A 22,643-nucleotide genomic window follows, 5' to 3' on the forward strand; every position below is an offset into this window, starting at 1 on the left:
AGTCAAATGGAGAAGGAAAGTCAGGATGCGGTAAGCGCGGCGAGAACTGCTTCCAATTCACGCAGATCCACGGGCTTGGCGATGTAGCCGTTCATGCCGGCAGCCAGGAAGACATTCTTGTCCTTGTTCATGGCGTGGGCGGTCATGGCGATGATGGGGATGTTCTTGTAGGGCTTGTTCGATTGGCGGATGGTGCGGGTGGCCGTTAGGCCGTCCATCTCCGGCATCTGAACGTCCATGAGCACACAGTCGTACTGAGTCTTATCCAGTTGCTCCAGGGCAAGGCGTCCGTTGCTGGCACAGGTTACATGGTGTCCATGGCGAGACAGGAACACTTGCGCAGCCATCTGGTTCACCATCTCGTCTTCCACCAGCAGGATGCGCAACCTGCTCATCTGTTCGGGAATCAGAGCTGGGTGCTCTGTTTTCTGCGGGGTTTGGAGTCGCCCGAACGGTAACACGAAATGCATGCAGGTTCCTTGCCCCACTTCGCTTTCCACGGACAGCGCACCATCCATGTGCGAAATGAGCTTGCGCACGATGCCCAGACCAAGTCCGGTGCCGGAAAAACGCCGGGTGTAGGCGCCATCGGCTTGGGTAAAGGCCTCGAAGATACGGAGCATCTGGTCCTCGGGGATGCCAATCCCCGTGTCCTCGATGGAGAAGAGCAGGCGGAGGCCCTCGTCCTTGCGCGTATATGGAAGGGTTTGCAAGTAGACGTCCACGCGACCACTTTCGGTAAACTTGACCGCATTGCCCACGAGGTTGAACAGAATCTGCCGCAGTCGCCCTTCGTCACCGATCAACCTGGCGGGCACGTCGTCGCCGATATGGAGCTCCATGTGCAGGCCTTTTCCTCTGGCCTGCACGGTGAAGTTGTTCATCACCATATCCAGGGAAGCGTGCAGGTTAAAGGAGTCGTGGGCGATGTCCACAAGTCCGGCTTCCATTTTTGAGAAATCGAGGACGTCGTTGATGATGGCCATCAGGCTGCGTCCTGTCGCCAGGCCGGTATTGACGTATTCGGTTTGTTCGGCGTCGAGTTCGGTGGTCTGGATGAGCTGGAGCATACCGAAAATGCCATTCAAGGGGGTGCGCAGTTCGTGGCTCATGTTGGCCAGGAATTCGCTTTTGGCCTTGGTGGCGTTTTCAGCGGTTTCCTTGGCCAGTTGCAGATCCTCCTGTACTCGCTTCAATTCGGTGATGTCCGTGTGCGCTCCGATGATGCGCAAGGGGGCGCCGTTATCATCGCGTTCCACGATGCTGCCGCGCGAATAGATCCATCTCCAGAAACCGTCCTTGGAGCGGAGTCTGAATTCGGAAACATATTCGGGGATGCTACCCTGTATATAGTTCCAGAGCTTACGGTCCCGAGGCTCAAGGTCTTCGGGATGGAGGTTTGTATCCTCAAGGCAGGCTTCAGGTTCGATTTCGCCTTCCGAATATCCAAGAATATCAAGGATCTTTGGACTGGTGTGGATTACATTTGCACGGATATCGTAGCTCCAGATGCTGTCATTGGTGGCATCCAGAGTCAGTTGGAGTTCTTGTCGGCTTTTGGTCAGTGCCTGTTCCTGCTCAAGCTTAGCGGTGATGTCGCGACCAGTGCCCACGGTGCCGATCAGGTTGCCTTCACGGTCATGGAGCGGTGATTTCTGGACATCCAGGGCTAGGTATTTGCCCTGGACAAGACCATCTTCCACAAAACGTCCGGGCTTGTTGGCCTTGAGGACGACTTCATCGCTATCGAAGCAGAGTTCCCCAAAGGTGTGCTGCTCTCCCATTTCGCGTTGACGCAGGGCAAAGAAGACATCTGTTTTTCCCAGGGGTGGGATGTCATCGCAGTGCAGCAGGCCTTCACGCATGGCTTTGTTGGCGAAGAGATAGATTCCCTTGGTGTCCTTGGCCCAAAGCATATCCATCATGTTGTCGGTCATGGCGGTCAGGAGCAGGCGGAATTCCTCCAGTTCGGCCTTGGCCTGTTTGCTTTCGGTGATGTCCTGGAACATGACCAGGCGATGGTTCGACTCGGGAATGAGTTTGACGTTGATTTGAATCGGTACGTAGCTACCATCCTTGTGCTGGTAGCGGCGTTCAAGGGTCAGCGAGTCGCGGATCATGGATTGGCGGAGGACTTCCTGAGGCGAAATCACTTTCATATCCTCGGGGTGGATCATGGACTCGGTGCGCATGGTGACAAGTTCTTCGTGGCTGTAGCCAAGAATGTTGGAAGCGGCCTTGTTGGAGTCGATAATCGCCGTGTCCTCGTCCACTACAAGGATGCCCAATGCTGCATCTTCGAACAATCGCCTGAAGCGTTCTTCGCTTCGTTTGAGGGCGTCTTCAGCTTTTTTGCGGTCGCGGATGTCGCGTGAAATGCCTAGCCAGCCGATTCGGTTGCCGTTTTCATCCAGTTGCGGTTTGGCCAGCACCTCGAACCAGACCGTGGAACCATTTTTGTGATAATGCTCGATTTCCATACGAGTGGTAAACTCAAGGTCGCCCTGTTCCATGGCGGCTTTCTGAAGTTGGAATGCCTTTTGGACTTCCCTGGCCGAGGGCAGGGTCAAGGTTCCGATGATGGGGCGGCCCAGTGCCTCTTCCGGGGCAAAGCCAAGGATGCGGGTGACCGATGGGCTGACATAGGTGTAGCGGTTCCGGTTATCCGTGGTCCAGATGATGTCTGCCGTGTTTTCGGCGAGCAGGCGGTATTTGCGTTCGCTCTCTTGAAGATCCTTTCGGGACTGTGCCTCGACCGTGACATCATGCATGATGCAGTGGGTCTGACGGAAGGTGCCGTCCGGGTTGTGGCCGATACGCCCTTCGAAGGACATGGTGATGATTCGGCCATTCTTGCGAATCATTTCGAATTCAACGCCGTGTACCTCACCCGCTTCCTTGAAGCAGGGGAACCGTTCTCTTGCCAGTTGTTGGGATTTCGGGGTCATGAATGAGCCGAACCATTGACCCACTACCTCATCGCGAGTGTAGCCCATAACATCAAGCCAGGCCTGGTTGACTTCCAGGAATCGGCCTTCTGCATTCAGGGATTGATACCCCAGAGGGGCATTCTTGAAGAGATGTTCGAAGTAGGCCTCATCATTGCCTTGGGACTCAAGGTGATGGACCTGAGCCTGCAGGGCGGAAACCTGATCACGCAGCGCGTCGAGTTCCTGCTGCAATTGCTTTTCGGTCTTTTTTGTCGTGTTGCTCATTGTCCGCCAGCGATAGGTAATGATGTGCACAAAAAACGTAGCATAACTTGCCTTGGCAGGAAACAGAGAGAAGCATGAAAAGGCTGGAATGGGGAATAACAAAGGGGCCTAAACCCCTTTGTTATTCAATGGATGAGTTCGCAGTTACAGGATGTTCCAGGGGGCGTCAGTATCGACATTGACGATATTCTCTTCCCGGGACAGATGGTTCCAGAACGGGGTGGGCTGCTTGCCTGAGGATGCGTTCCTGTTGATGGAATCTTCCGGAAGGAAGCATTCGCTCTCGATGCATGAAAAGCACGGAGCGGGATAATCCATATTAGCCATGTGGCCTCCGCTTGATAATCGTTTTCAGTGTTAATAGGTAAGAATGGTATAAGACTTGGCAAGAGGGCGGTCCGAAAAAAGCCCCACACTACTGTGTGGGGCTTTTGAAAGGACGGGGGCAGGGCGGGCTAATCGCCGAGCATCTGCTCAATGAACTGGTTGGCCTCATTGATGGAAACTTCCATGGTCTTGACCAGGGAGGCCACGTCGCGTTCCACGGTGTCCAGTTCGTTCTTGATGGAGGCGATGGCCCGGGCGTTCAGGTTGTGTTTCAGAAACAGCACCTGATCATGCAGGGTGCTGAGCACCGGGTGCATGGATTTTTCCGCCTTGCGCATGGCGCTCAAGAGTTTTTTATATTCGCGTTTGGTTCGGGTTAGTTGGCTGGCGCTTTGCTGCCTGAGCTTGGCGCTGGAGTATTGATTCAGCTCGGCCTGCCATTCCTCGAACAGGGCTTCGGCCACATCCTGGACCTTGGCAATGCGTGTGCTGACGTTCTGGGCCTTGTCGTCGCAGTCCTCGTAGGTGCTGTTCAGGCGTTCGTATGTTTCCTGCAATTCTCCGCCATCGACTTTGACGACGCTTTGAAAGCGTTCCAGAGCGTTGGCAAATTCCTCTTTGGCCTCGGCCTGTGAATCGCGGGCGTCTTCCACACGGTCCACCAGGATGTCACGCTTGTGAATCCCCACTTTTTCCATGGCGCCATAGTAGGCCTTCTGGCAGGCAACGAGGGTCAACAGGCAGAGCAGGAGGGGGATTACTCGGACGACAGGTCTCATGATGCTAATCCTTTGAGTTGATGTGAACAGATGTATGCAAGGAAGAATAGTTGCTTGCTGGCATTCTGCCAACCCTTGATTGAGGGCGATGGTCTGTCAGGGGTAAAGGGCTTGATGCTGAAACCTGAGACCCAGGCAAGCAAAAGCCCCTTCGGATTGCTCCGAAGAGCGCCCGGTGGCGGAATGAAGGATTTGACTCGGGCCGTCCTGGCCCTCGCCCTGCGGGCGCAAGATCGCTCTCCTGCGAATTTGTGACTCGGGCCGTCCTGGCCTTCGCCCTGCGGGTGGTACGCTTCGCTGCCCCGTCCTCCATCGCAGTCCTGCGATGGAGTGAACCCCAAGAGTCGATTGGAGCTTGAAGCCTGGACACGGAAAAGCCCCTTCGGATTGCTCCGAAGGGGCTGTGCTTTGCGTGGCGTCCCCAGGGGGATTTGAACCCCCGTCGCTAGCGTGAAAGGCTAGTGTCCTGGGCCAGGCTAGACGATGGGGACGCTTTAAGTGGCTGGTGGTTGTACGTTCTTCAAAACAAACAGTCCGCCAGCAGGAAAACGGTGCTTACAGGCTCCCCTCTCGGGTGTCAAGGTCGTTGGCATCATCTGGTCGCATACTTAGTGCTTGGGCTTATACTGGTTTGGCGTTGGTTTCGCTTTCCCCTGAACTACTTGGGAGAGATGCTAATGATTTAAAACTTTTTGTTGCCTGTGTTCTGGGAGGAAAGGGCGTGACAGACCAGTCTGATATGGGGCGTGATAAGAGGCCGATGACCATACCCGAGGAGTTGTCACGACGGATTCATATTGCCGCTCCTGCAATTTTGTGATCCTGGCCCTCTACCCTGTGGGCGGTGCGCCTCGCTATCCAGTCCGTCATCGTTGTCCTGCGATGGAGTGACCTCCACCAAGGAGGCTGGAATCTGAAACTCGGGCAAGCAAAAGCCCCTTCGGATTGCTCCGAAGGGGCTGTACTCTGCGTGGCGTCCCCAGGGGGATTTGAACCCCCGTCGCTAGCGTGAAAGGCTAGTGTCCTGGGCCAGGCTAGACGATGGGGACGCTCTGAGTGGCTGGCGGACAAGGACTCGAACCTTGACTACTGGAACCAGAACCCAGCGTCCTGCCAATTAGACGATCCGCCACCAGGAAGACGGTGTTTACAGGCTCCCCTTTCGGGTGTCAAGCCTGCAATGCAATTTTTTTATACGCTGGCTGCTGCGAGGCGACGCGAACGTTTCTTCAGGCGGTTGATCTTCTTGCGGAGGATCTCGCGCTGGGTGCGGTCCGTGGTGCTGGTCTTCTTCTCGCGCAGGCTGGCGATGTCTTTCTTGACGATAACGATCTGCTCTTTGAAGGGATTCTTGGGCTCTTCCTCTTCCTCGATGCCAAGGACTTCCTTGATGGCAGGAAGGAGTTCTTCCTTGGACATGCCAGAAGCACCGGTGATCTGGGTGATCTTTTCGATGCAGAGCTCGCGGAGCTCTTTCTGGGTCATCTTGTCGAGGTCTTTCTTCAGCTCAAGGCTTTCAAGGGTGAGTTCTTCGCTCATGTGTATATCCTCCTTAGGAATGATCAGAATTTGAGGGCGGTGTGTCGCGCCCCTTGCGGGCTTGTTCCCGCCGGGCGAAATATTCGACATACGCCCTGTAACACTTCGCCATCGGGGAATCCGGGTCCAGTTTCCCCACGAGCCCCCCCAGTTGTTCCGGCTTTTGCGGTTCAAGGGGGTGCGCCTGCCGGGTGTTCTCCGGTAGTGCGTCAAGTGAAACGTGGTCTCCTATCAGGTCTACATGGACCTTGTCAAAGAAATTCATCCCGAGGAAGGTGTTGACCTGTTCCAGGATGGCAGGGCTGTAGTGGACAAGCTCCTGCATCAGCATGTGGTCTTCCACGCCGATCAGCAGGGTTGTTTTGCGATGCCCCAACGGACGAGCGACCTCGGCAATGTGGTCACCCACCACCTCTTCCCAGTGTTTCCACAGTCGGGTTAGATGATAATGAGTGCCCTCGCCGTCCTTGTCCTGCAGGAGCTTGGTGAGTGCGGAAGAGAATCTTTTCATGCGTTTCATGGGGCAACCTGCTGCGCAGTAGCGTATCCGTACATCAAAACCACAGACCGTGTCCGCTGGCAAGGTGTATTAAGGGTTTGGGCAGGGGCTTGCCAAGGCCTGATGAAATGTATATAAAGATATCTCAATATATGGATGAAAGAATATGAGCGAAGCAACAATACTCCATTTTTCCAAGGCGCTGGCTGATGCCACACGCTTGCGACTGGCCCGGATTCTCATGGATCATGAGCTGTCTGTGGGTGAGATTGTCGCGGTGCTCGGCTTGTCGCAGCCTCGTATATCGCGGCATCTGAAGATCATGGCCGAGGCTGGATTGCTCGTGTCTCGTCGCGATGGACAATGGGTTTTTTACGGTGCTGCCGAGTCGGGCGAGGGGCGCGATTATCTGGATGCCGTGGGGCCGTTCCTGAGCCGCGATGACGACTTGGGCAGGGATGCCGAAACTGCCTCCAGGGTGGTGGCCGAACGACGCAGCCATTCCAGGCATTTTTTTGAGCGCCATGCCCGGGAATGGGATCGCCTGCGCGACAGTACTCTGGGTGGATTTGATGTGGCAGCCGAAATTTTGGCGCGCATGCCCGAGACTTCGGTGGCGGCGGATTTGGGCTGTGGCACCGGCGGGCTTGCCAAGGTCCTGCGCGAACGTGCCTCCCGGGTGATCGGAGTGGACAACTCGCAGGAGATGCTGGCCCGGGCCCGTGAGGTTCTGTCCGCCAGCGGTGAGAGTGCTGACAGCGTCAGTCTGCGCATCGGTGATCTGGAGCATCTGCCTCTGGCCGATGCCGAAGCCGGATTCGCAGTGATGTGTCTGGCTTTGCACCATTTACCTTCCCCGGAGCGCGGCATACAGGAGGCCCTCAGGGTTCTGACGCCGGGCTCAAGATTTGTGCTCGTTGATTTCGAGCAGCACACGGATGAATCCCTGCGCGAGAGTGCAGGAGACCATTGGCTGGGTTTTGCACCCGAACGCATTGAGGGATGGCTCTCAAGCGCCGGGTTCGCTATAGTTGAAAATACCCGCTTCCCTTTGCCGTCCGGTCTTACCCTGCGGCTTTACGAGGCGGAAAAACAGATCACGGAGGAATAACCAATGTCCAACGTCACTCCCCTGGACCTGTCCCTGGACTACAAGGTCGCGGATATGTCCCAGGCCGATTTCGGTCGCAAGGAAATGCAGCTGTCCGAGCGCGAGATGCCCGGCCTGATGGCAATCATTGAAAAATACGGCAAGGACAAACCCCTGGCCGGATTGAAAGTCACCGGTTCTCTGCATATGACCATTCAGACGGCCATGCTCATCAAGACCCTGCACGCTCTGGGTGCTGATCTTCGTTGGGCTTCCTGCAACATTTTCTCCACTCAGGATCACGCTGCCGCGGCCATTGCCGCTGATGGTCTGGCCAAGGTTTTTGCCTGGAAGGGCGAGACACTGGAAGACTACTGGTGGTGCACCGAGATGGCTCTGACCTGGCCCGATGGCTCCGGCCCGGACCTGATTGTGGACGACGGCGGCGATGCCACTCTGCTGATTCACCAGGGCGTGAAGGTCGAAGCCGACCCTACCCTGTGTGACAAGACCTATGATGTGCACGAGTTCCAGCTGATCATGGATCGCCTGGCTGCCTCGGTGAAGGATACCCCGCAGAAGTGGACCAAGATCGCTGATGTCTGCCGTGGCGTTTCCGAAGAAACCACCACCGGTGTGCATCGTCTGTATCAGATGCAGGAGCAGGGCGAACTGCTGTTCCCGGCCATCAACGTCAACGATTCGGTCACCAAGTCCAAGTTCGACAACCTGTATGGTTGCCGCGAGTCCTTGGCCGACGGCATCAAGCGCGCTACGGATGTCATGATTGCTGGCAAGGTTGCGGTTGTTGTGGGCTACGGCGACGTGGGCAAGGGCTGCGCCCAGTCCATGCGTGGATTCGGCGCTCGCGTGCTGGTGACCGAGGTTGATCCCATCTGCGCCTTGCAGGCCGCCATGGAAGGCTATGAAGTGACCACCATGGAAGAAGCTCTCAAGGAAGGCGACCTCTACATCACCTGCACCGGCAACTATCATGTCATTACCGGTGCGCACATGGAGAAGATGAAAGACGAGGCCATTCTCTGCAATATCGGTCACTTCGACTCCGAGATTGAGATGGACTATCTGGAGAAGAATCCCAAGTGCACCAAGCTGGAGATCAAGCCTCAGGTGGACAAATGGACTCTGGAGTCCGGCAATTCCCTCATCGTGCTGGCCGAAGGCCGTCTGGTGAACCTGGGTTGCGCCACCGGTCACCCCTCGTTCGTGATGTCCAACAGCTTCACCAACCAGGCCCTGGCACAGATTGATCTGGCCAAGAACACCTACGAGCCCTGTGTCATGACCCTGCCCAAGTCTTTGGACGAAGAGGTTGCGCGTCTGCACCTGGAGCGCATTGGCGTCAAGCTGGAGACCCTGACCAAGGAACAGGCCGATTACATCGGTGTGGCGGTTGAGGGGCCCTATAAGCCCGATCATTACCGTTATTAGCCAGTTGTTTTAGAGCAACCGAGTCCGAAGCATAAAGACTTCTGGAAAATGAAATGATCAGCGCCCTGTCCGGTATCGCCGGGTGGGGCGCTGTCTTGTGGTATCCGTTTGGGATGGGCGAAAAGGGGGGGCTTTGATGAAGCAGGGGGAGGTCTCTTTGTCTATCTGGATGGCGTGGAGCAGGAAAAATTGCTGACAGCCGCGTGTTTCAGGGGTTGACAGCCTGTCTTTTGCTGCATAGTAAACAAGTCAACAGTTGACACGTTAACAGTTCGTTTTGGGGGAGATATGGAAGAGTTCAGGTCCTTGCGTCGGGTTTCGCTGGGGTATCGGATTTCACGCCTGCACTGGCTCAAGTCGAGTCTGGTGGATCGGTGGCTGGGGCACACGGGTGTCAGTCAGGGGCAGGTGCCTTACATCGCTGAGTTGTTCGACGAGGATGAATTGTCTCAGGACGAATTGGCCGGGCGGATCAAGGTCAACCGGGCGGCGACGGCGCGTGCGCTGAAAGCCCTGGAGGAGTCCGGGCACGTCAAGCGGCGCGAGAACCCGGACAATCGTCGCCAGAAGCTGGTCAGCCTGACGGCGAAGTCCTGGGCCATGAAGCCCGAATTTCTGGATGTGATTGCGCGTATGAATCTGGCCCTGTTTGCAGGGTTCAAGGATGAAGAAAGAACCACGATGCTGAACCTTTTGGATCGGGTCATGGTGAACATAGAACAGGAACTTGCCACAGGAGAAAAGGATTGAAGGATTCGATGACCAGCCAGCAGCGCGCTGGCCTGTATACCATTACGATCACCCAGTTTTCCTTGGTGTTCATGCTTTCTGCCGTGGCTGTGGCCGTGCCTACCATGGGGCGCGAATTCGGGGCCAAGGCCTCGGAGTTGGGCCTTGTGGAATCGGCCTATATCTCATCGGTGGCCATGCTGCTCTTTCCCGTGACTCGGCTGGCTGATTGGCTGGGCCGGTCTTTTGTTTTCGCCTTGGGCGTGGCGGTATTCACCGTGGTCAGCGTGCTGCTGCCCGTGACCCGAACCATTGATCAGTTCAATTTTCTGCGCGTGTTCCAGGGGGCGGGTGGGGCCATGATGGTCTCCACCGGCTTGGCCATCCTCGCGGATCTTTTCCCCCATGGGCAGGGTCGAGGCAAGGCCCTGGGCATCGCCAGCGCCGGAGTCTATCTTGGCTTGTCGGCCGGCCCCTGGTTGGGTGGACTGATCACCACCTATCTTGGCTGGCGCTATATCTTCTATATCGGCGCTGTGCCCTGCGCCATCTGCCTTGTGGTGACTCTGCGTTCGCTGCGTTGGCGGCCTCGGCGTACTTCGGGAGTGCGTTTCGACTGGCTGGGGGCCCTGCTCTGTGGGGCGGGCATGGTGCTACTGTCCCACGGCGGCTCGCATTTTCATGATCTGACCGGGCGTCTCATGTTGTTGGGTGCCATCATGTTCTTGGTTGCATTCGTGGCCTGGGAGGCCCGCAGCGATTGCCCGTTGGTGGACCTCAAGCTGTTCGCGGGCAACAAGGCCTTTGCCTACGGCAGTGGGGTGCAGTTCATCAGTTACGCTGCCACCTTCGGCATCACCTTCCTAGTCAGTGTGTACCTGCAGATGGTGCTGGGACTTTCCGCCAGTCAGGCCGGTCTGATTCTGCTGGCCCAACCCGTGATGCAGGTTCTGTTTTCTCCTCTGGGAGGGAACATGGCCGATCGATGGCCCCCGCATCAGGTGGCGGCTTTGGGCATGGTCCTGGCCACGCTCGGGCTGGGCACGGCGCTCATGTTGTCACCTGAGTCCGCCCGTCTGCTCGTGGTTGTGGCCTTGGCCTTGTGCGGCTCTGGAACGGCCGTATTTGCCACAGCGAATACGACTGTTATCATGGGCAGTGTGGGGGCTTCGCATTACGGCGTGGCAAGCGCCATGGTGGCCGCCGCGCGTACCACGGGCATGACCGTGAGTTTGGTCTCCATCAGCGTAGTGCTGGCGCTGACTGTTGGGGCCCAGGCCGTGGACCTTCAGAGTATGCCCCAGTTTATGTCTGCCATGCGCATTGTCTTGACGGGTTTTGTGTTCTTTTCGGCCCTTGGCATCGTGATGTGCCTGAAGGCCCCGCTCTTGAAGCGGGCGGAATAGAAGTGGTCGCTTCTATTCTGCGAAAAAGCCCCTCTGACTGGGGAAATGATTGTTAAGTAATCGCTTAACCCTTGCGCACTACAACGTCATTGGCTAGGGATTGACCCACGGCAAAGGATCAGCGTGGTTGATTTGCGACTGTCCCCCGGCCAAGAACAAGATAGGGTTGATGATTTTGAAGAATGCTCGGCGTGTTTGTGCCGTTGTCCCGGCCTTGAATCCCAATCGGACTTTGCTGACGGTTGTTTCAGGATTGCTGGAAAGTGGCGCCGCTACAGTTGTTGTGATCAATGACGGCAGCGAGGTTTCGCTGTGTCCGCTGTTCTCCGAGATTGGGCAACTCTCACCCAAAGTCACCGTGCTCGCGCATGCCGTGAACATGGGCAAAGGCCAGGCCCTGAAGACCGCCTTCAATCACATTCTGGTGAATGCTTTGGATTGTGATGTGGTGGTCACGGTGGACGCCGACGGGCAGCATCTGCCCGAAGACGCCATGCGCTTGGCCTCCAGCGTTGATCCGGATCATAAAAGCCTGCATATCGGCTGCCGTGAGTTTGGCGGTGACGTGCCGCTCCGGAGTCGTTTCGGCAATATTATGACCCGTCAGGTCGTGCGCCTGTTGATGGGACTCAAGACCTCGGACACCCAGTCAGGGCTCAGAGCCTTTCCCCTGGAAATGCTCAAGCCGTTTTTGCGGATTCGCTCCGCGGGGTACGATTACGAGTTGGATATGCTGCTTGGCTGTCACGAAGAAGGTGTGCCCCTGCACGAACAGCCCATCACCACCATCTATGAGCCAGGCAACCCGAGCTCACACTTCAATCCCGTGCTCGATTCATTCCGTATCTATTTTGTGTTCCTGCGGTATATAGGAGTTTCTCTGGCTTCGTTCCTGCTGGATTATCTGGTGTTTTCAATGGCGATACTTGCCTTTAGCAAGACGGCCTGGGTGACGCACCTGGTCGTGCGGCTGTTCACCTCCGGGGTGAACTTCTACTGGAATCGCAAGCATGTGTTCAAAAGCAGGGGCAGGGTTGGCCACGAGTCGATCCGCTACTTCATGTCCATGCTCTATGTCTTATTTGCAAGCACCTGCCTGCTCTATTTCTTCTCTGAGGTCATGGCTCTGAATTCCTTTGCAGCTAAGCCTTTGGCGGAATTGATTACCTTCCTGATCAGTTTCGCATTGCTCCGGAACTGGGTGTTTCGGAAAAAGACCACTGCCGGCCCTGATGAGGGTGTCGCTGGCGCGGGAGAGACCACATGACCTATGACGCAGACTATTATTCCGGGAAGAACTCCGGTTATATCCTTTCGTACCGCGTGATGCGTCACCCCGTGATGTGGCGTTCGGAAAAGAGGCATATTGCTCGCTTCATTAGCGGTGGCGATGCCTTGGACATCGGCTGTGCTTATGGATTCTTCCTGGAGAATCTGGGCGATGGGTTCAACCGCCACGGGATCGATGTTTCCGAACACGCCGTGACCACGGCCCGGTCCATCCATGGTGATGCCATGCGCTTTGACGTCTGTGACGTCACCGAGCGGGAACCCTTCGAGGGGCAGCAGTTTGATCTGGTTACTTGTTTCAATGTATTGGAACATTTCGAGGACCCGGGTCCGGTTTTGGAGCGGATTGCGCAGTGCGTGAAGCCCGGCGGGTTGTTCTATGCCCGGTTTCCGTTCAAGGATCCTCTGTTCTGTCGGGACAAGTATCATCATTACCGCCCGGCTCAGGAATGGATCGCTGATTTCCAGCGGCATTTCGATGTGGAGATGGTCAAGTACGTTTATACGTTGTGGGGCAAGATGAGCGATATTCCTGTTCCGGCGCCCATGGCCAATTTCATGGCGATCATGCTTCGCAGGCGAGGTGGTGAATAGGTCATGCCTGTGATGGGGAGGAAGTACTCGATCTGGATTCTCGCCGTTGTGGTGACCGTCCCCGTTCTTGTGACCCTGCTCACGGCTGGCCGCTCCGGCCTGTATGACGATCTTCTGGTGCTTCGGACCTCCGCCTTACTCTCTCCCGTGGCCGAGGATGTGGCTCCGGCCATGCTGGATCATCTTTCCCGCCACGAAGACGGTCTCGCCCCAGGGCAATGGCTGCGTTACAGCGCCCGAGTGGATACCCTGATTAATTACCCGGCCAACTCCATCCTGGTTCGGCTGGCAGAAGGCCTGCCCTCCCTTTTCATCTATCAGAGCAATATCCTTTCCCATTCGATACTCAAGTTGCTGGCCATGCTGGCTCTTGTGCTGGTTGCGGCCCGGACCCTCGGTAGCCCGACCATCCTTTTTCTCGTGCTCATGTCCAGCCTGATTGTGGGAGCCCTGCCTCAGGGGCACTTGCTCAATCCTTTGGGGAAGAGTGGATTCCTGTGGTATCAGGCGCCGCTGCGCTGTACGGCCATTGTCTGGTTTATGGCCCTGCTGCTGCAACTTGGGACCATGGACAGAAGTGGAGCGGGGCGTCACTCCTGGTTGTGGGCGGTCGGACTGGCCCTGCTGGGCATCTCCATGAATGTCGGCTTGGCGGGGGTGTACCTCCCTCCGATCATAATGGCCCTCGTTTTGCGCCGGTTTGTCTTTCCGGATGATGCGGTTCAGCCTCGCGCTGGTGCCATGTGTGCCGTCTTTCTGGGAGCAGTGTGTCTGGCCTGTGCTGGATGGTGGGCATTCATCACCTTCGGGGGTGGGACATTCCGCTTCGGTTCCCAGCGCTGGTTCCTCTTTTTTTACTGGCTGCTGTGTTCGCTGGCGGTCATTGTGATCTGGCTCCGAGTCCGGCCCGCAGTGAACCTTCAGAATCCGGGGCGGCGCAGGCTGGGTGATTTTCTGCTGGTGCTGATGTTGATCTTTGCCGTGGCTATTCTGGGGTTGAATTGGATTCAGGCAGACCGCACATGGATGACCAGTTCGCTGTTTTCTTTTATATTAGTGGAGTTGGGAACCAGGGCCACGGGACCGGCCAACGCCGTCTTCCTGCTGCTGGGCACGGTGATGCTGCCCTATATGGGCTTGGGTCGATTGCGGCGCTATGTGGCCCTGGCGGCCTGCACCGTGCTTGTGGTGATGCCCATCAAATACGGCTTGGTGGCCTACAGGAACTGGGACAGCACCATGGATCAGCGCCTGCTTTCCCTGCGTCTGGAAGATTTGGGGCAGGGCGGCGAAATCTATCACAGTGAAACCGACTTCTACGCCTCACTCTCCAATGAATTGAAGCGGGATCCTACTGGCAGTATGGTGCGAGAATATTTCAGGCGATAACGGGTAGTATGTCTATTCCCCGACGTTGCCGAGAGCATTGTAAAGGGCCGCCCCGAGAGGAGCGGCCCTTTGTCTTGCTGATTGTATTTTGCTGCGTGCTTAGCAGGCACCCTTGAGAGCTTCCACCATGTCGGTGGCTTCCCAGGTGAACTCGGGCAGCTCCCGGCCGAAGTGGCCGTAGCAGGAGGACGCCTTGTAGATGGGGCGCCTGAGGTTCAGCTTCTGTTCGATGAAGTAGGGACGCAGGTCAAAGACACTCGTCACGGCCTTGGTCAGGACATCGTCGGGGATGTCGCTGGTGCCCTGGCTGGTGACCAGCACGGACACGGGCTCGGCCACGCCGATGACGTAGGCGATCTGCACCTGGCAGGTAGGAGCCAGGCCAGCGGCAACAACGTTCTTGGCGATGTAGCGGCCCATGTAGGCACCGGAGCGGTCGACTTTGGAAGGGTCCTTGCCGGAGAACGCGCCTCCACCGTGGGCGCCCATGCCGCCGTAGGTGTCCTGAATGATCTTGCGTCCGGTCAGACCGCAGTCACCCATGGGGCCGCCGATGACGAAACGACCGGTGGTGTTGATGTAGATGCGGGTCTTCTTTTCATCCACGAACTCACCGGGCAGGGTGGCGAAGATGACTTCCTTCTTGATGCCTTCGACCAGCTCGTCCTGAGCGACTTCCGGAGCATGCTGAGAAGCGATGACCACGGTGTCGATGAACTTGGGTTTGCCGTCTTCGTAGGTGAAGCTGACTTCGGTCTTTCCATCGGGGCGCAGGTAATCGAGGATGCCTTCCTTGCGCACTGCGGTCAGGCGCTCGGACAGCTTGTGGGCCCAGTAGATGGGAGCGGGCATCAGGGTTTCGGTCTCGTTGCAGGCGTATCCGAACATCATGCCCTGGTCACCGGCGCCCTGTTCTTCGGGGGCCTTGCGGTCAACGCCCTGGGCGATGTCCGGGGACTGCTTGTCGATGGTGGACATCACGGCGCAGGTCTCGGCATCGAAACCCATGTCGGAGCTGGTGTAGCCGATCTCGCGAATGGTATCGCGCACGATCTGTGGCAGATCGGCGTAACCCTTGGTGGTGATTTCACCGGCGATCATTGCCAGACCGGTGGTGACCAGGGTTTCGCAAGCCACGCGGGATTCGGGGTCCTGCTCCAGCAGGGCGTCCAGCACGGCGTCAGAGATCTGGTCGGCGACTTTATCGGGATGGCCCTCGGTCACGGATTCGGAAGTAAAGTGATACGTGCCTTTGTTGCTGATCATTCTGATCCTCCAGAGCGTTTGACCTCGTCCGGATTGATGATCCCACCCGAAATGAGAATCTTGAAGGAGTCTTCCACGCTGATGTCCAGGGTGATGACGTCTTCTTCGGGCACCAGAAGGTAGAAGCCCGAGGTCGGGTTGGGAGTCGTCGGCAGGAAGAGGTTGATGACGGGTTTGTCTGTCTTGTTCTGAAATTCGGGGTATGTCTTGCCGGTGACATACGCCAGGGCGTAGATGCCCTTGCGCGGATACTCGATGAGAACCACTCGCTTGAAATCCTTACCGCCGCCGATGAAGATGGTCTCCACCAGTTGCTTCACCGCCTGGTAGAACTTGTTCACCAGGGGGATGTTGTTCATGATGCGTTCACCCAGACGGACCAGGGTCCTGCCCAGGATGTTGCGGGCCAGAAAGCCGATCAGGAACAGGGCCATGACCAGCAGGATGATCCCCAGCCCCGGAATATTGAAGGGCAGGTAGTTTTCGGGCCGGAAAGGTTCGGGGATGAGCAGCAGGATCTTGTCCGCCCACCTGAAGATCACCCCTAGGAAAAAGGCAGTGGCCGCCAGAGGGATGACCACGAGCAGTCCCGCAATGAGGTTGGTCTTCAGGGCGCCTTTGAGGAGCCCCAGGAGGCCTGTCCGCTGCTTGCTGCACATAAATTCTACTCGCCGCCTAACAGGAGCAGGTTGTCGATGAGCCGGGCCTTGCCCAGGCGCACGGCGACTGCCGCCAGGGTGGGACCGGTCAGAGTCTGCACCGGCTGAATATTCTCGGGGTCCACCAGTTCCAGATAGTCGATGTCCCCACCGGGCACGTGCTTGGCATAGAATGCCTGCAGGGCCTGCTTCAGGGCCTCGGCGTCGTGCTCGCCGCTTTCGGCCAGGGTCGCGATATGCTGGAGGCCGCGCTGCAGGCCTGGAGCCAGGGCGCGTTCGGCTGCGGTCAGGTAGACATTGCGCGAGCTCATGGCCAATCCGTCGGCCTCACGCACGATGGGGCTGCCCATGATCGTGGTGGGGATGTGCAGGTCGCGCACCATGCGCCGGATGATGGCCAGCTGCTGCCAGTCTTTTTGTCCGAATACGGCCAGGGTCGGCTGGGCCAGATTGAGCAGGATGGTGACGATGGTGGCCACGCCGCGGAAGTGTACGGGGCGGCTGGCACCGCACAGATGTTTGCCCAGCTCGGGGATTTCTACCCAGGTGGCGTGGTCCGGGGCATAGACGTCTTCACGCGTGGGTGTGAAGAGCAGGTCCACTCCGGCCTCTTCGGCCAGGCGCGCATCGCGTTCCAGGTCCGCCGGGTAGGCGTCCAGGTCTTCGCTCGGTCCGAACTGCGTGGGGTTCACGAACAGGCTGACATACACCCGGTCCGCATGTTCACGGGCCCAGCGCATGAGAGACAGATGTCCCTCATGAAAGAAACCCATGGTGGGCACCAGCGCTGTGGTCAGTCCCGCTGCGCGGTCTGCCATGGCTTGTGCCTGAAAAGATTGTGCATCGCTTAAGCGCTTCATCAGTATCCTTTGGCCGTCGAGCCGGGTTGGTTGATACTCCCTGTCCCGTTCCTTGGCCGGTGTCCGTTGGACACGAAAAAACCCCTCCTGTGGGGGAGGGGTTCACGAGTGTTTCGTTTATCCATCATGGTCCCTCACGGGCTGGCGGTAGCACCTTGACCTCAATGGGATCAGGTTGCCGGGCGGTCAGCGGGCCAGTACCCTCGCGCCTCTCTTCATGATTGTTCAAATCGCCACCAGCATGGCTGCGGCTGGCAACACCGTTACCTCAAACCGTTTCGGTCAGCAAGAGTTTTTTGTTTAGGGAGGGCTATTGCATAAGTCATTCGGGGCCAGCAGCTTGTCCCGGAGGCATTTCAACTGAGTGAGGGTCTGATCGTGGTCAATGGAGGCCGCAATGATGTTGAGCATGGATCGTTCCCACTCAAGGGCTTCGGCTAGTTTTTCCGGGTTCGTGGTCAGGGCGTTCTGTAAATCGAAAATGGTGCGGATGCCCACGGTTCGGAGTTGCTCGATCCGATCTCGGACGCGGACATAGAGCATTGCTTGGGCCATCCAGTCCATGAGGAGGTTGGGGGTAAATGGAGTTTTTATCAATATTTCAATGAAGTTGGCTTCCGCCAGATTCTGGGCATTGTCAATGCCCAGTTCACTGAGTCTGGTGTGGGTGAAGAGATTGATACCCTCGATCATTCCCAAGTGTAGGGCGTGAGCTTGTTTGCCTTCTTTGAAGGTGGGACTGAATCTGTTTTGCAGATAACGCAATCCCCGCTGGGGAAACATACCGATGAAAAAGGCCAGAGGTGGAAGGATGATCAGACTGCCCTCAGCATTGGCAAAGAGCAGGTGACGCAAGGCTAGAGCGATGAAAGTGGAGAAGACCAGGCGGGTGGCAATGGTGTAGAACGCCGAGGGGAAAAGATCCAGTGTCACCAGTCTGCGTGCAACATATTGGATGGACCAGACATAACAGCCCAGAACTGCGACGAGGGTGGCGACAAGACTGACTTTGGCATAGGTGAAAGGGATTCCCTGATAGGGGAAAATTCCCTGCAGGATGAGGTTCGAGGTGTCGATGGGTGAGCAGTCTTTGCTCAGGCCAAGGGTGTGGCAGTCGAACAGCAGCCAGAAGGCGCAGAAGCAATAGAACATGCAGAAGCCCATGGGCAGAACATAGTCTCTGATGGAATATTCGTCTTGTGGTTTGAACAAAAAATAGGGGCATTTTTCGTCGTCAGCCTTTATACCCAGCGCAGTGCAGAGTGCTTTGAGTTCATTCTTCTTCTTGGGCATGCGGTAGCACAGGAAGGAAATGGCGGCCAAGGGGAAGAAGGAACAGAGCAGAAGTGCACCCACAAGGCTCCAAGGGATATTAGTTACATCAGGTATCATCTTTCTAACTCCTTGTAGTAAAAGTGCACGGAGGAGAGAGATGAGAGGAGAGTGGAGAGCGAAGAGATGGTGGCTGGTCGCTTGAGGCTGTGGGTCGAGATAAAATCTGTGACTATATATTCTTTTATCTGTTTTGAGCAAAAGGTCAATGCGCTATAGCGCAATATCAGGACTCGGAATCGAAGATTCGCCCGGTGTCTGGCATGTTGGCCAGAGCTTCCATCTGCTCATGTCCCTGGCGGATGATGTCGGCCATCAGGTTGGAGAATTCGACATAGGGACTTTGCTCCGGGCGTGGGACATCGGTGCCAGCGGCGATGACGTCCTGCATCTGGCTTTGTCTGGAGAGATCCGCCTCGGTGGCAGGCGCGGGACCGGGATCGACCAGCACCTTGGGGTGCACCAGATGGTCTTCCAGGGACGGCTGGCGGTTGGTGCTGGAGACCTGGGCCAGACGTGGAGCAAGACCACCGGGGGCATCGAACAGGGTCGCTCTTGCTCGCTGGGAATCCTGAACCAGTGCCTGGGCAAAGTCGTCGGAGCGGACCCAGAGGTTGCCCGAACCGGGGAGTTCCTCAACTCCCATCCATTCCAGTTCCGTGGACAGATCGGAGACGGGATCACGCCAGGTGTCTGGAAATCCGGCCTCGAACAGGTCCGCGTTGGGCAGCAGGAAATCTCGCAGGCCGTTGTAGGCGGTGACCATGTCCGTGAAGCGGTCTTGGATCTCAGCGTAGCCCGACTCCACCTTTAAAGGCAGGTTTTGCCCCAGCGGGGCCTGGGCTTCAATGGTCATTCTACCCTGATCCAGACTGAAGATGCCCGTTTCCGAAACCATGTCGCGACCATTGATGTGCGCCTGGGCGTCCTGTCCGGGGCTGGCGGTGGTATTCAGACCCAGAGAATCCACCAGATTGCCCGAAGGGGTAGTGGACCAGGATGTCCCGTCATTGAACCAATCCTGGCCGTCGTCCATGTTTGACACGGCGTTATTGGTTACTGTGGCGGTTTCGGACCAGGCCGAGCCGTCGTATTCGTAGACGTTGCCTTCGGTCCAGCCGTTCGCCGTGGCCGAGGCAATGTAGCGCTCTCCACCCGTGACCCAGTTGGGCAGGCCATTGGTGGGATCGTGGAAGCCATCGATGTCGTCCAGCCAGGGGCCACCGTATTCGGACAGGGCCAGACGGTCCCCGCGCTTGGGCGAAGCCAGACTGACCTCCAGTTGGATGGAACGCTGACTCAGGGGCTCCAGTTGCCCCGAGGACATTTCACCATCCATGACGCGGGCAGATAGTTCCGTGCTGGTGGAATTGATGCGGTTGGCGACGTTTTCCAGTAGTTCTTCCCAATCCATGTCGTTGTCCACGGTCACGGCAACGGTGTTGGTGATGTCCCCCACCGTGAACAGCAGGCGGTGCTCTCCGGCTGTGAGGCCGGGATCGCCAATGGGATTGACGGGGGTGGTGGTGTAGGTGCTGGCGCTGGCAGGGCTGGCAGAGGCCACGTTGTGTGTGCGTATGGTGGGCGCGGCCACGGGGCGTTCGGTGGCGTCCAGTTTCAGATTCGTGGTCAGCAGGCCCTCCAGATCCCGGAAGGACACGTCCTGATCCTGATGCCCGGCATTGACGGTGACAGCCAGAATGGAGCCGGTCTTGTGCAGAAAATCCAGATCCTGATACGGCCCGGTCTGGCGGATGACCTCGGCCTGTACCGGCAGGCTTGTCTGGTTGACAGCCTCGGCCACGGAATCCAGAATTTCCCCCCAGTTCTGCCCCTCGGCAATGGAGATATCGATTTTTTCGGTGCTGTCACCCTGGGTGATGGAGAAGCGGTAGTCCTTGCCGTCCAGGTTGGTGTTGGTGGCGGCGTTTCGGCCCGTGGAGAAGTATTTGTAATAGCGCTGGGCATCGTCTCCGCTACGCAGCTCGGTGCGTAGCAGGCCCTTGATGTCCGAACTGGCGTTGGCGGGGGTGACCAGCCGGGCCTTGCGTTGGGAATTGCCGGAGACAGGCCAACTGAAATTGGAGGTGGCGGACTCCAGATCCGAGATGCGGTTGTCCAGGGTCTCCACAACCAGATTGCCCAGGCGGCTGTAGCGGCCCTGACGTTCGGCATTCTCGAAGCGCCAGGCCACGCGGGAGAGCAGCGCGGAACGTTCCAGAGACGTGGTGGCCTGGGTGGCCGTTCCCTGGGAGAGCCTGCTGGTGGTGAACTCCTGGTTGAGCCCTTCGAATTCAATGGCCATGGATGGTCCGCCGTCACAGTTGGGCGCGGCTCATGCTCGCGCCATGCAAGGCGGAAAGGGTGGAATCAGGCCGGGTAGTGCACCGCCACCAGGGTCAGTCCCTGTGGTGGTGCCGTGGGGAACGCCACCGTGCGATCCTGCCCCGCGATGATTGTGGGCACGTCCTCCGGGCTGAAGCGTCCACGTCCGATCCATACGAGCAGACCGACCATGTTGCGCACCATCTGCTTCAAGAAGCCGTCGGCCTCGAAGCGATAGCACACCTCGCCGGGGAACTGCCCCGGCTCCCGCGCCACAAGGGTCACGGTGCGCACGGTGTTGTCCACTGGAGTGCCTGTATTCTGGAAGCATTTGCAGTCATACTGCCCGACCATCAGCCGGGCGGCTCTGTCCATGGCCTCCAAATCAAGCGCTCCAGTCGCCCATACGAAATTCCGCCTTTGCGGTATATCGTATCGGTTCTCGGGCCATAAACTATAGGTGTAGGTTTTGGAAAGGGCATCGAATCTGACGTGAAAGTCTTGCGGGGCAAGGCTTGCGTGCAGAACGGAAATATCAGCGGGCAACAGCGCGTTGAGTGCCCGTTGCCAGGGAGCATCCACGCGGTTGTCCGGGATGTCGGCGTGAACGACCTGCCCCAGGGCGTGCACCCCGGTGTCCGTGCGACCCGAGCCATGGGCCCGGATATGTTGGTTGCAGATCTTTGAGAGGGCTTTTTCCAGGCTGCCCTGTACCGTACGCTGCGTGCTCCCGGCCTGAATCTGCCAGCCGTTGAAGTTGGTCCCGTCATAGGCCAGGATCAGTTTCAGGCGCGGCATGAACAACACTCCAAGACAGGAACCAGTTCCCGACTACTCAAAGGGCACCTGCAGCCGGGTCAGGGCCTCGGCCAATTTGGCGGCCTTTTCGGCCTGGACAAAGGTCAGGATTTCACCGGCCTGACGTCCGCGCATGCCGGACAGAATCTTGACAGCCTGACGTTCGTCCATGGATTCCAGAACCTGTGCAGCCTGCTTGGATTTCATGTTGGAGAAGACATCGACCAGATGACGGTCCTTCTTGTCGCGCACGGCCTTGGCATCCTCCAGCATGCGCTCCATCTGAGCGCGGCGCTTGTCCAACTCGGCCATGTCGCGTTTGATTTTGGATTCCAGGGTGTTCAGTTCGCGTTCGCGGCGGTCAAGTTCTTCCTGGCGTTTCTGCAAGGCCGCAGCCCCCATGGGCGCTGTTTTGGTCTTTTCCTGATCTTCCATGGTCAGCATGTTGTCCTTGACCCCGTCCTGAGCCTGTGCCGGGCTGGACACGCCCACAGAGGCCACCTTGACCACGGTTTGCGACGGAGCCGTGCCCGGAGGAACGGACAGGGTATGCCAGCCCACCATGGCCAGCAGACAGAGTTTGATCATGGCCAGGGCCAGCAGGCCCTTGAAGAGCTTAGACAGCCCCATGCTGGAAACGAACCGTCGCCATTTCATCTGATTCCCTCTGTTCCTTGATGTTTTCTTCTTTCCTGAATTCACTTTCCTGGTTCGCCTTCAGGCGTTCCAGAAGTTTTTTATCTCTGGACCGGGCCACCAAACGTTGGCGGGTCTCGGTAAGGATTCGGGCCAGCTTCTGCAACTGTACTTCGGCCTTGGCGATGTCTTCGCGCAGAGCGGTGTGATAGCGGCGCCAGAGCCAGAGGTCATTTTGCGTCACTGCCTCTGTGCTATACAACGAAGCCTCAAGTTGCGCCAGTTTCCCGCGCAGGCCGTCCATGTATTCCGCTTGAGCATTATGGGCCGCCAGAGCCTTGGCCACGTCCATTTGGGCTTGGTCTTCCAGCTGGCAGCGGTATTCGAGCACCCGCTCAAGTGAAAAGCGAAATCTGGCCATGCGGTTTCCTTTTGTGGGTCGGGGCTGCCAAAAAGCC

The 22,643-nt window shown here is 57.5% G+C and carries 20 protein-coding genes, 3 tRNA genes and 1 riboswitch; of the genes, 7 read left to right on the forward strand and 16 right to left on the reverse strand.

All coding sequences use genetic code 11. From position 1 onward, the window contains the following. Window positions 1-20: 20 nt before the first annotated feature. From EL361_RS14325 to EL361_RS14360, 8 genes are all read right to left on the reverse strand, one after another. Window positions 21-3,215 (reverse strand): PAS domain S-box protein, encoded by a 3,195-nt coding sequence (locus tag EL361_RS14325; RefSeq protein ID WP_126380638.1) that lies wholly within the window; start codon window positions 3,213-3,215, stop codon window positions 21-23. Between the two features lie 144 nt (window positions 3,216-3,359). After that, window positions 3,360-3,542, reverse strand: coding sequence for a hypothetical protein (locus EL361_RS14330; RefSeq protein WP_126380639.1), 183 nt, complete (start codon window positions 3,540-3,542; stop codon window positions 3,360-3,362). A 128-nt stretch (window positions 3,543-3,670) separates the two neighbouring features. Beyond that, window positions 3,671-4,321: a DUF2959 domain-containing protein gene (locus EL361_RS14335; protein ID WP_126380640.1), complete on the reverse strand. Its 651-nt coding sequence runs from the start codon at window positions 4,319-4,321 to the stop codon at window positions 3,671-3,673. Window positions 4,322-4,734: 413 nt separating this feature from the next. Continuing rightward, window positions 4,735-4,812: transfer RNA gene (locus EL361_RS14340), tRNA-Glu, on the reverse strand. 480 nt (window positions 4,813-5,292) lie between these two features. Beyond that, window positions 5,293-5,370 (reverse strand) — tRNA-Glu (locus EL361_RS14345). A gap of 8 nt (window positions 5,371-5,378) precedes the next feature. Next, a tRNA-Gln gene (locus tag EL361_RS14350) sits at window positions 5,379-5,453 on the reverse strand. 59 nt (window positions 5,454-5,512) lie between these two features. Further along, entirely contained in the window at window positions 5,513-5,860 is a 348-nt protein-coding gene (locus EL361_RS14355) for a hypothetical protein (RefSeq protein ID WP_126380641.1), read from the reverse strand. Between the two features lie 13 nt (window positions 5,861-5,873). Then, window positions 5,874-6,380, reverse strand: coding sequence for a DciA family protein (locus EL361_RS14360; RefSeq protein WP_126380642.1), 507 nt, complete (start codon window positions 6,378-6,380; stop codon window positions 5,874-5,876). 145 nt (window positions 6,381-6,525) lie between these two features. On the opposite strand from EL361_RS14360, the gene EL361_RS14365 reads away from it, so the two are divergent. The 7 genes from EL361_RS14365 to EL361_RS14395 all read left to right on the forward strand — a co-directional run bounded on the left by EL361_RS14365 (window position 6,526) and on the right by EL361_RS14395 (window position 14,309). Beyond that, window positions 6,526-7,470, forward strand: a complete 945-nt coding sequence (locus tag EL361_RS14365; protein WP_126380643.1) for an ArsR/SmtB family transcription factor — start codon at window positions 6,526-6,528, stop codon at window positions 7,468-7,470. A gap of 3 nt (window positions 7,471-7,473) precedes the next feature. Further along, window positions 7,474-8,901, forward strand: a complete 1,428-nt coding sequence (gene ahcY / locus EL361_RS14370; protein ID WP_126380644.1) for an adenosylhomocysteinase — start codon at window positions 7,474-7,476, stop codon at window positions 8,899-8,901. Window positions 8,902-9,189: 288 nt separating this feature from the next. After that, on the forward strand, window positions 9,190-9,651 hold the full coding sequence (locus EL361_RS14375) for a MarR family winged helix-turn-helix transcriptional regulator (protein ID WP_126380645.1): 462 nt from the start codon (window positions 9,190-9,192) through the stop codon (window positions 9,649-9,651). Next, window positions 9,648-11,036, forward strand: a complete 1,389-nt coding sequence (locus EL361_RS14380; RefSeq protein ID WP_232034798.1) for an MFS transporter — start codon at window positions 9,648-9,650, stop codon at window positions 11,034-11,036. The genes EL361_RS14375 and EL361_RS14380 overlap by 4 nt, the downstream gene beginning before the upstream one ends. Before the next feature lie 169 nt (window positions 11,037-11,205). Then, the gene (locus EL361_RS14385; RefSeq protein ID WP_126380646.1) at window positions 11,206-12,303 is read left to right on the forward strand and encodes a bifunctional glycosyltransferase family 2/GtrA family protein; all 1,098 of its coding nucleotides are present in this window, start codon (window positions 11,206-11,208) and stop codon (window positions 12,301-12,303) included. After that, on the forward strand, window positions 12,300-12,920 hold the full coding sequence (locus tag EL361_RS14390) for a class I SAM-dependent methyltransferase (protein WP_126380647.1): 621 nt from the start codon (window positions 12,300-12,302) through the stop codon (window positions 12,918-12,920). The genes EL361_RS14385 and EL361_RS14390 overlap by 4 nt, the downstream gene beginning before the upstream one ends. A 12-nt stretch (window positions 12,921-12,932) precedes the next feature. Continuing rightward, complete coding sequence (locus EL361_RS14395) at window positions 12,933-14,309, forward strand: hypothetical protein (protein WP_172961774.1); 1,377 nt, start codon at window positions 12,933-12,935, stop codon at window positions 14,307-14,309. A 99-nt stretch (window positions 14,310-14,408) separates the two neighbouring features. Here the strand turns inward: EL361_RS14395 and metK are convergent, their stop codons facing one another. The 8 genes from metK to fliJ all read right to left on the reverse strand — a co-directional run bounded on the left by metK (window position 14,409) and on the right by fliJ (window position 22,606). Then, window positions 14,409-15,575: a methionine adenosyltransferase gene (gene metK / locus EL361_RS14400; RefSeq protein ID WP_126380649.1), complete on the reverse strand. Its 1,167-nt coding sequence runs from the start codon at window positions 15,573-15,575 to the stop codon at window positions 14,409-14,411. Further along, a complete protein-coding gene (locus tag EL361_RS14405; protein WP_126380650.1) occupies window positions 15,572-16,234 on the reverse strand; it encodes a DUF502 domain-containing protein in 663 nt (220 codons plus the stop codon). The genes metK and EL361_RS14405 overlap by 4 nt, the downstream gene beginning before the upstream one ends. Window positions 16,235-16,239: 5 nt before the next feature. After that, on the reverse strand, window positions 16,240-17,094 hold the full coding sequence (panC, locus tag EL361_RS14410) for a pantoate--beta-alanine ligase (protein ID WP_126380651.1): 855 nt from the start codon (window positions 17,092-17,094) through the stop codon (window positions 16,240-16,242). Between the two features lie 121 nt (window positions 17,095-17,215). Next, window positions 17,216-17,318, reverse strand: a riboswitch (SAM riboswitch). 76 nt (window positions 17,319-17,394) lie between these two features. Next, window positions 17,395-18,486 carry a hypothetical protein gene (locus tag EL361_RS14415; RefSeq protein WP_126380652.1) on the reverse strand — a complete coding sequence of 364 codons (1,092 nt, stop codon included), beginning with the start codon at window positions 18,484-18,486 and terminating at the stop codon, window positions 17,395-17,397. Between the two features lie 166 nt (window positions 18,487-18,652). After that, a complete protein-coding gene (locus EL361_RS14420) occupies window positions 18,653-20,731 on the reverse strand; it encodes a hypothetical protein (protein ID WP_126380653.1) in 2,079 nt (692 codons plus the stop codon). A gap of 65 nt (window positions 20,732-20,796) precedes the next feature. Then, on the reverse strand, window positions 20,797-21,549 hold the full coding sequence (gene truA / locus EL361_RS14425) for a tRNA pseudouridine(38-40) synthase TruA (RefSeq protein ID WP_126380654.1): 753 nt from the start codon (window positions 21,547-21,549) through the stop codon (window positions 20,797-20,799). A gap of 33 nt (window positions 21,550-21,582) precedes the next feature. After that, the gene (locus EL361_RS14430) at window positions 21,583-22,206 is read right to left on the reverse strand and encodes a MotE family protein (RefSeq protein WP_126380655.1); all 624 of its coding nucleotides are present in this window, start codon (window positions 22,204-22,206) and stop codon (window positions 21,583-21,585) included. After that, window positions 22,166-22,606, reverse strand: a complete 441-nt coding sequence (gene fliJ, locus EL361_RS14435; protein ID WP_126380656.1) for a flagellar export protein FliJ — start codon at window positions 22,604-22,606, stop codon at window positions 22,166-22,168. Before fliJ ends, EL361_RS14430 begins: the two co-directional genes overlap by 41 nt. Between the last annotated feature and the right edge of the window lie 37 nt (window positions 22,607-22,643).

The sequence above is a fragment of the Desulfovibrio ferrophilus genome (assembly GCF_003966735.1).
GTDB lineage: Bacteria > Desulfobacterota > Desulfovibrionia > Desulfovibrionales > Desulfovibrionaceae > Desulfovibrio_Q > Desulfovibrio_Q ferrophilus.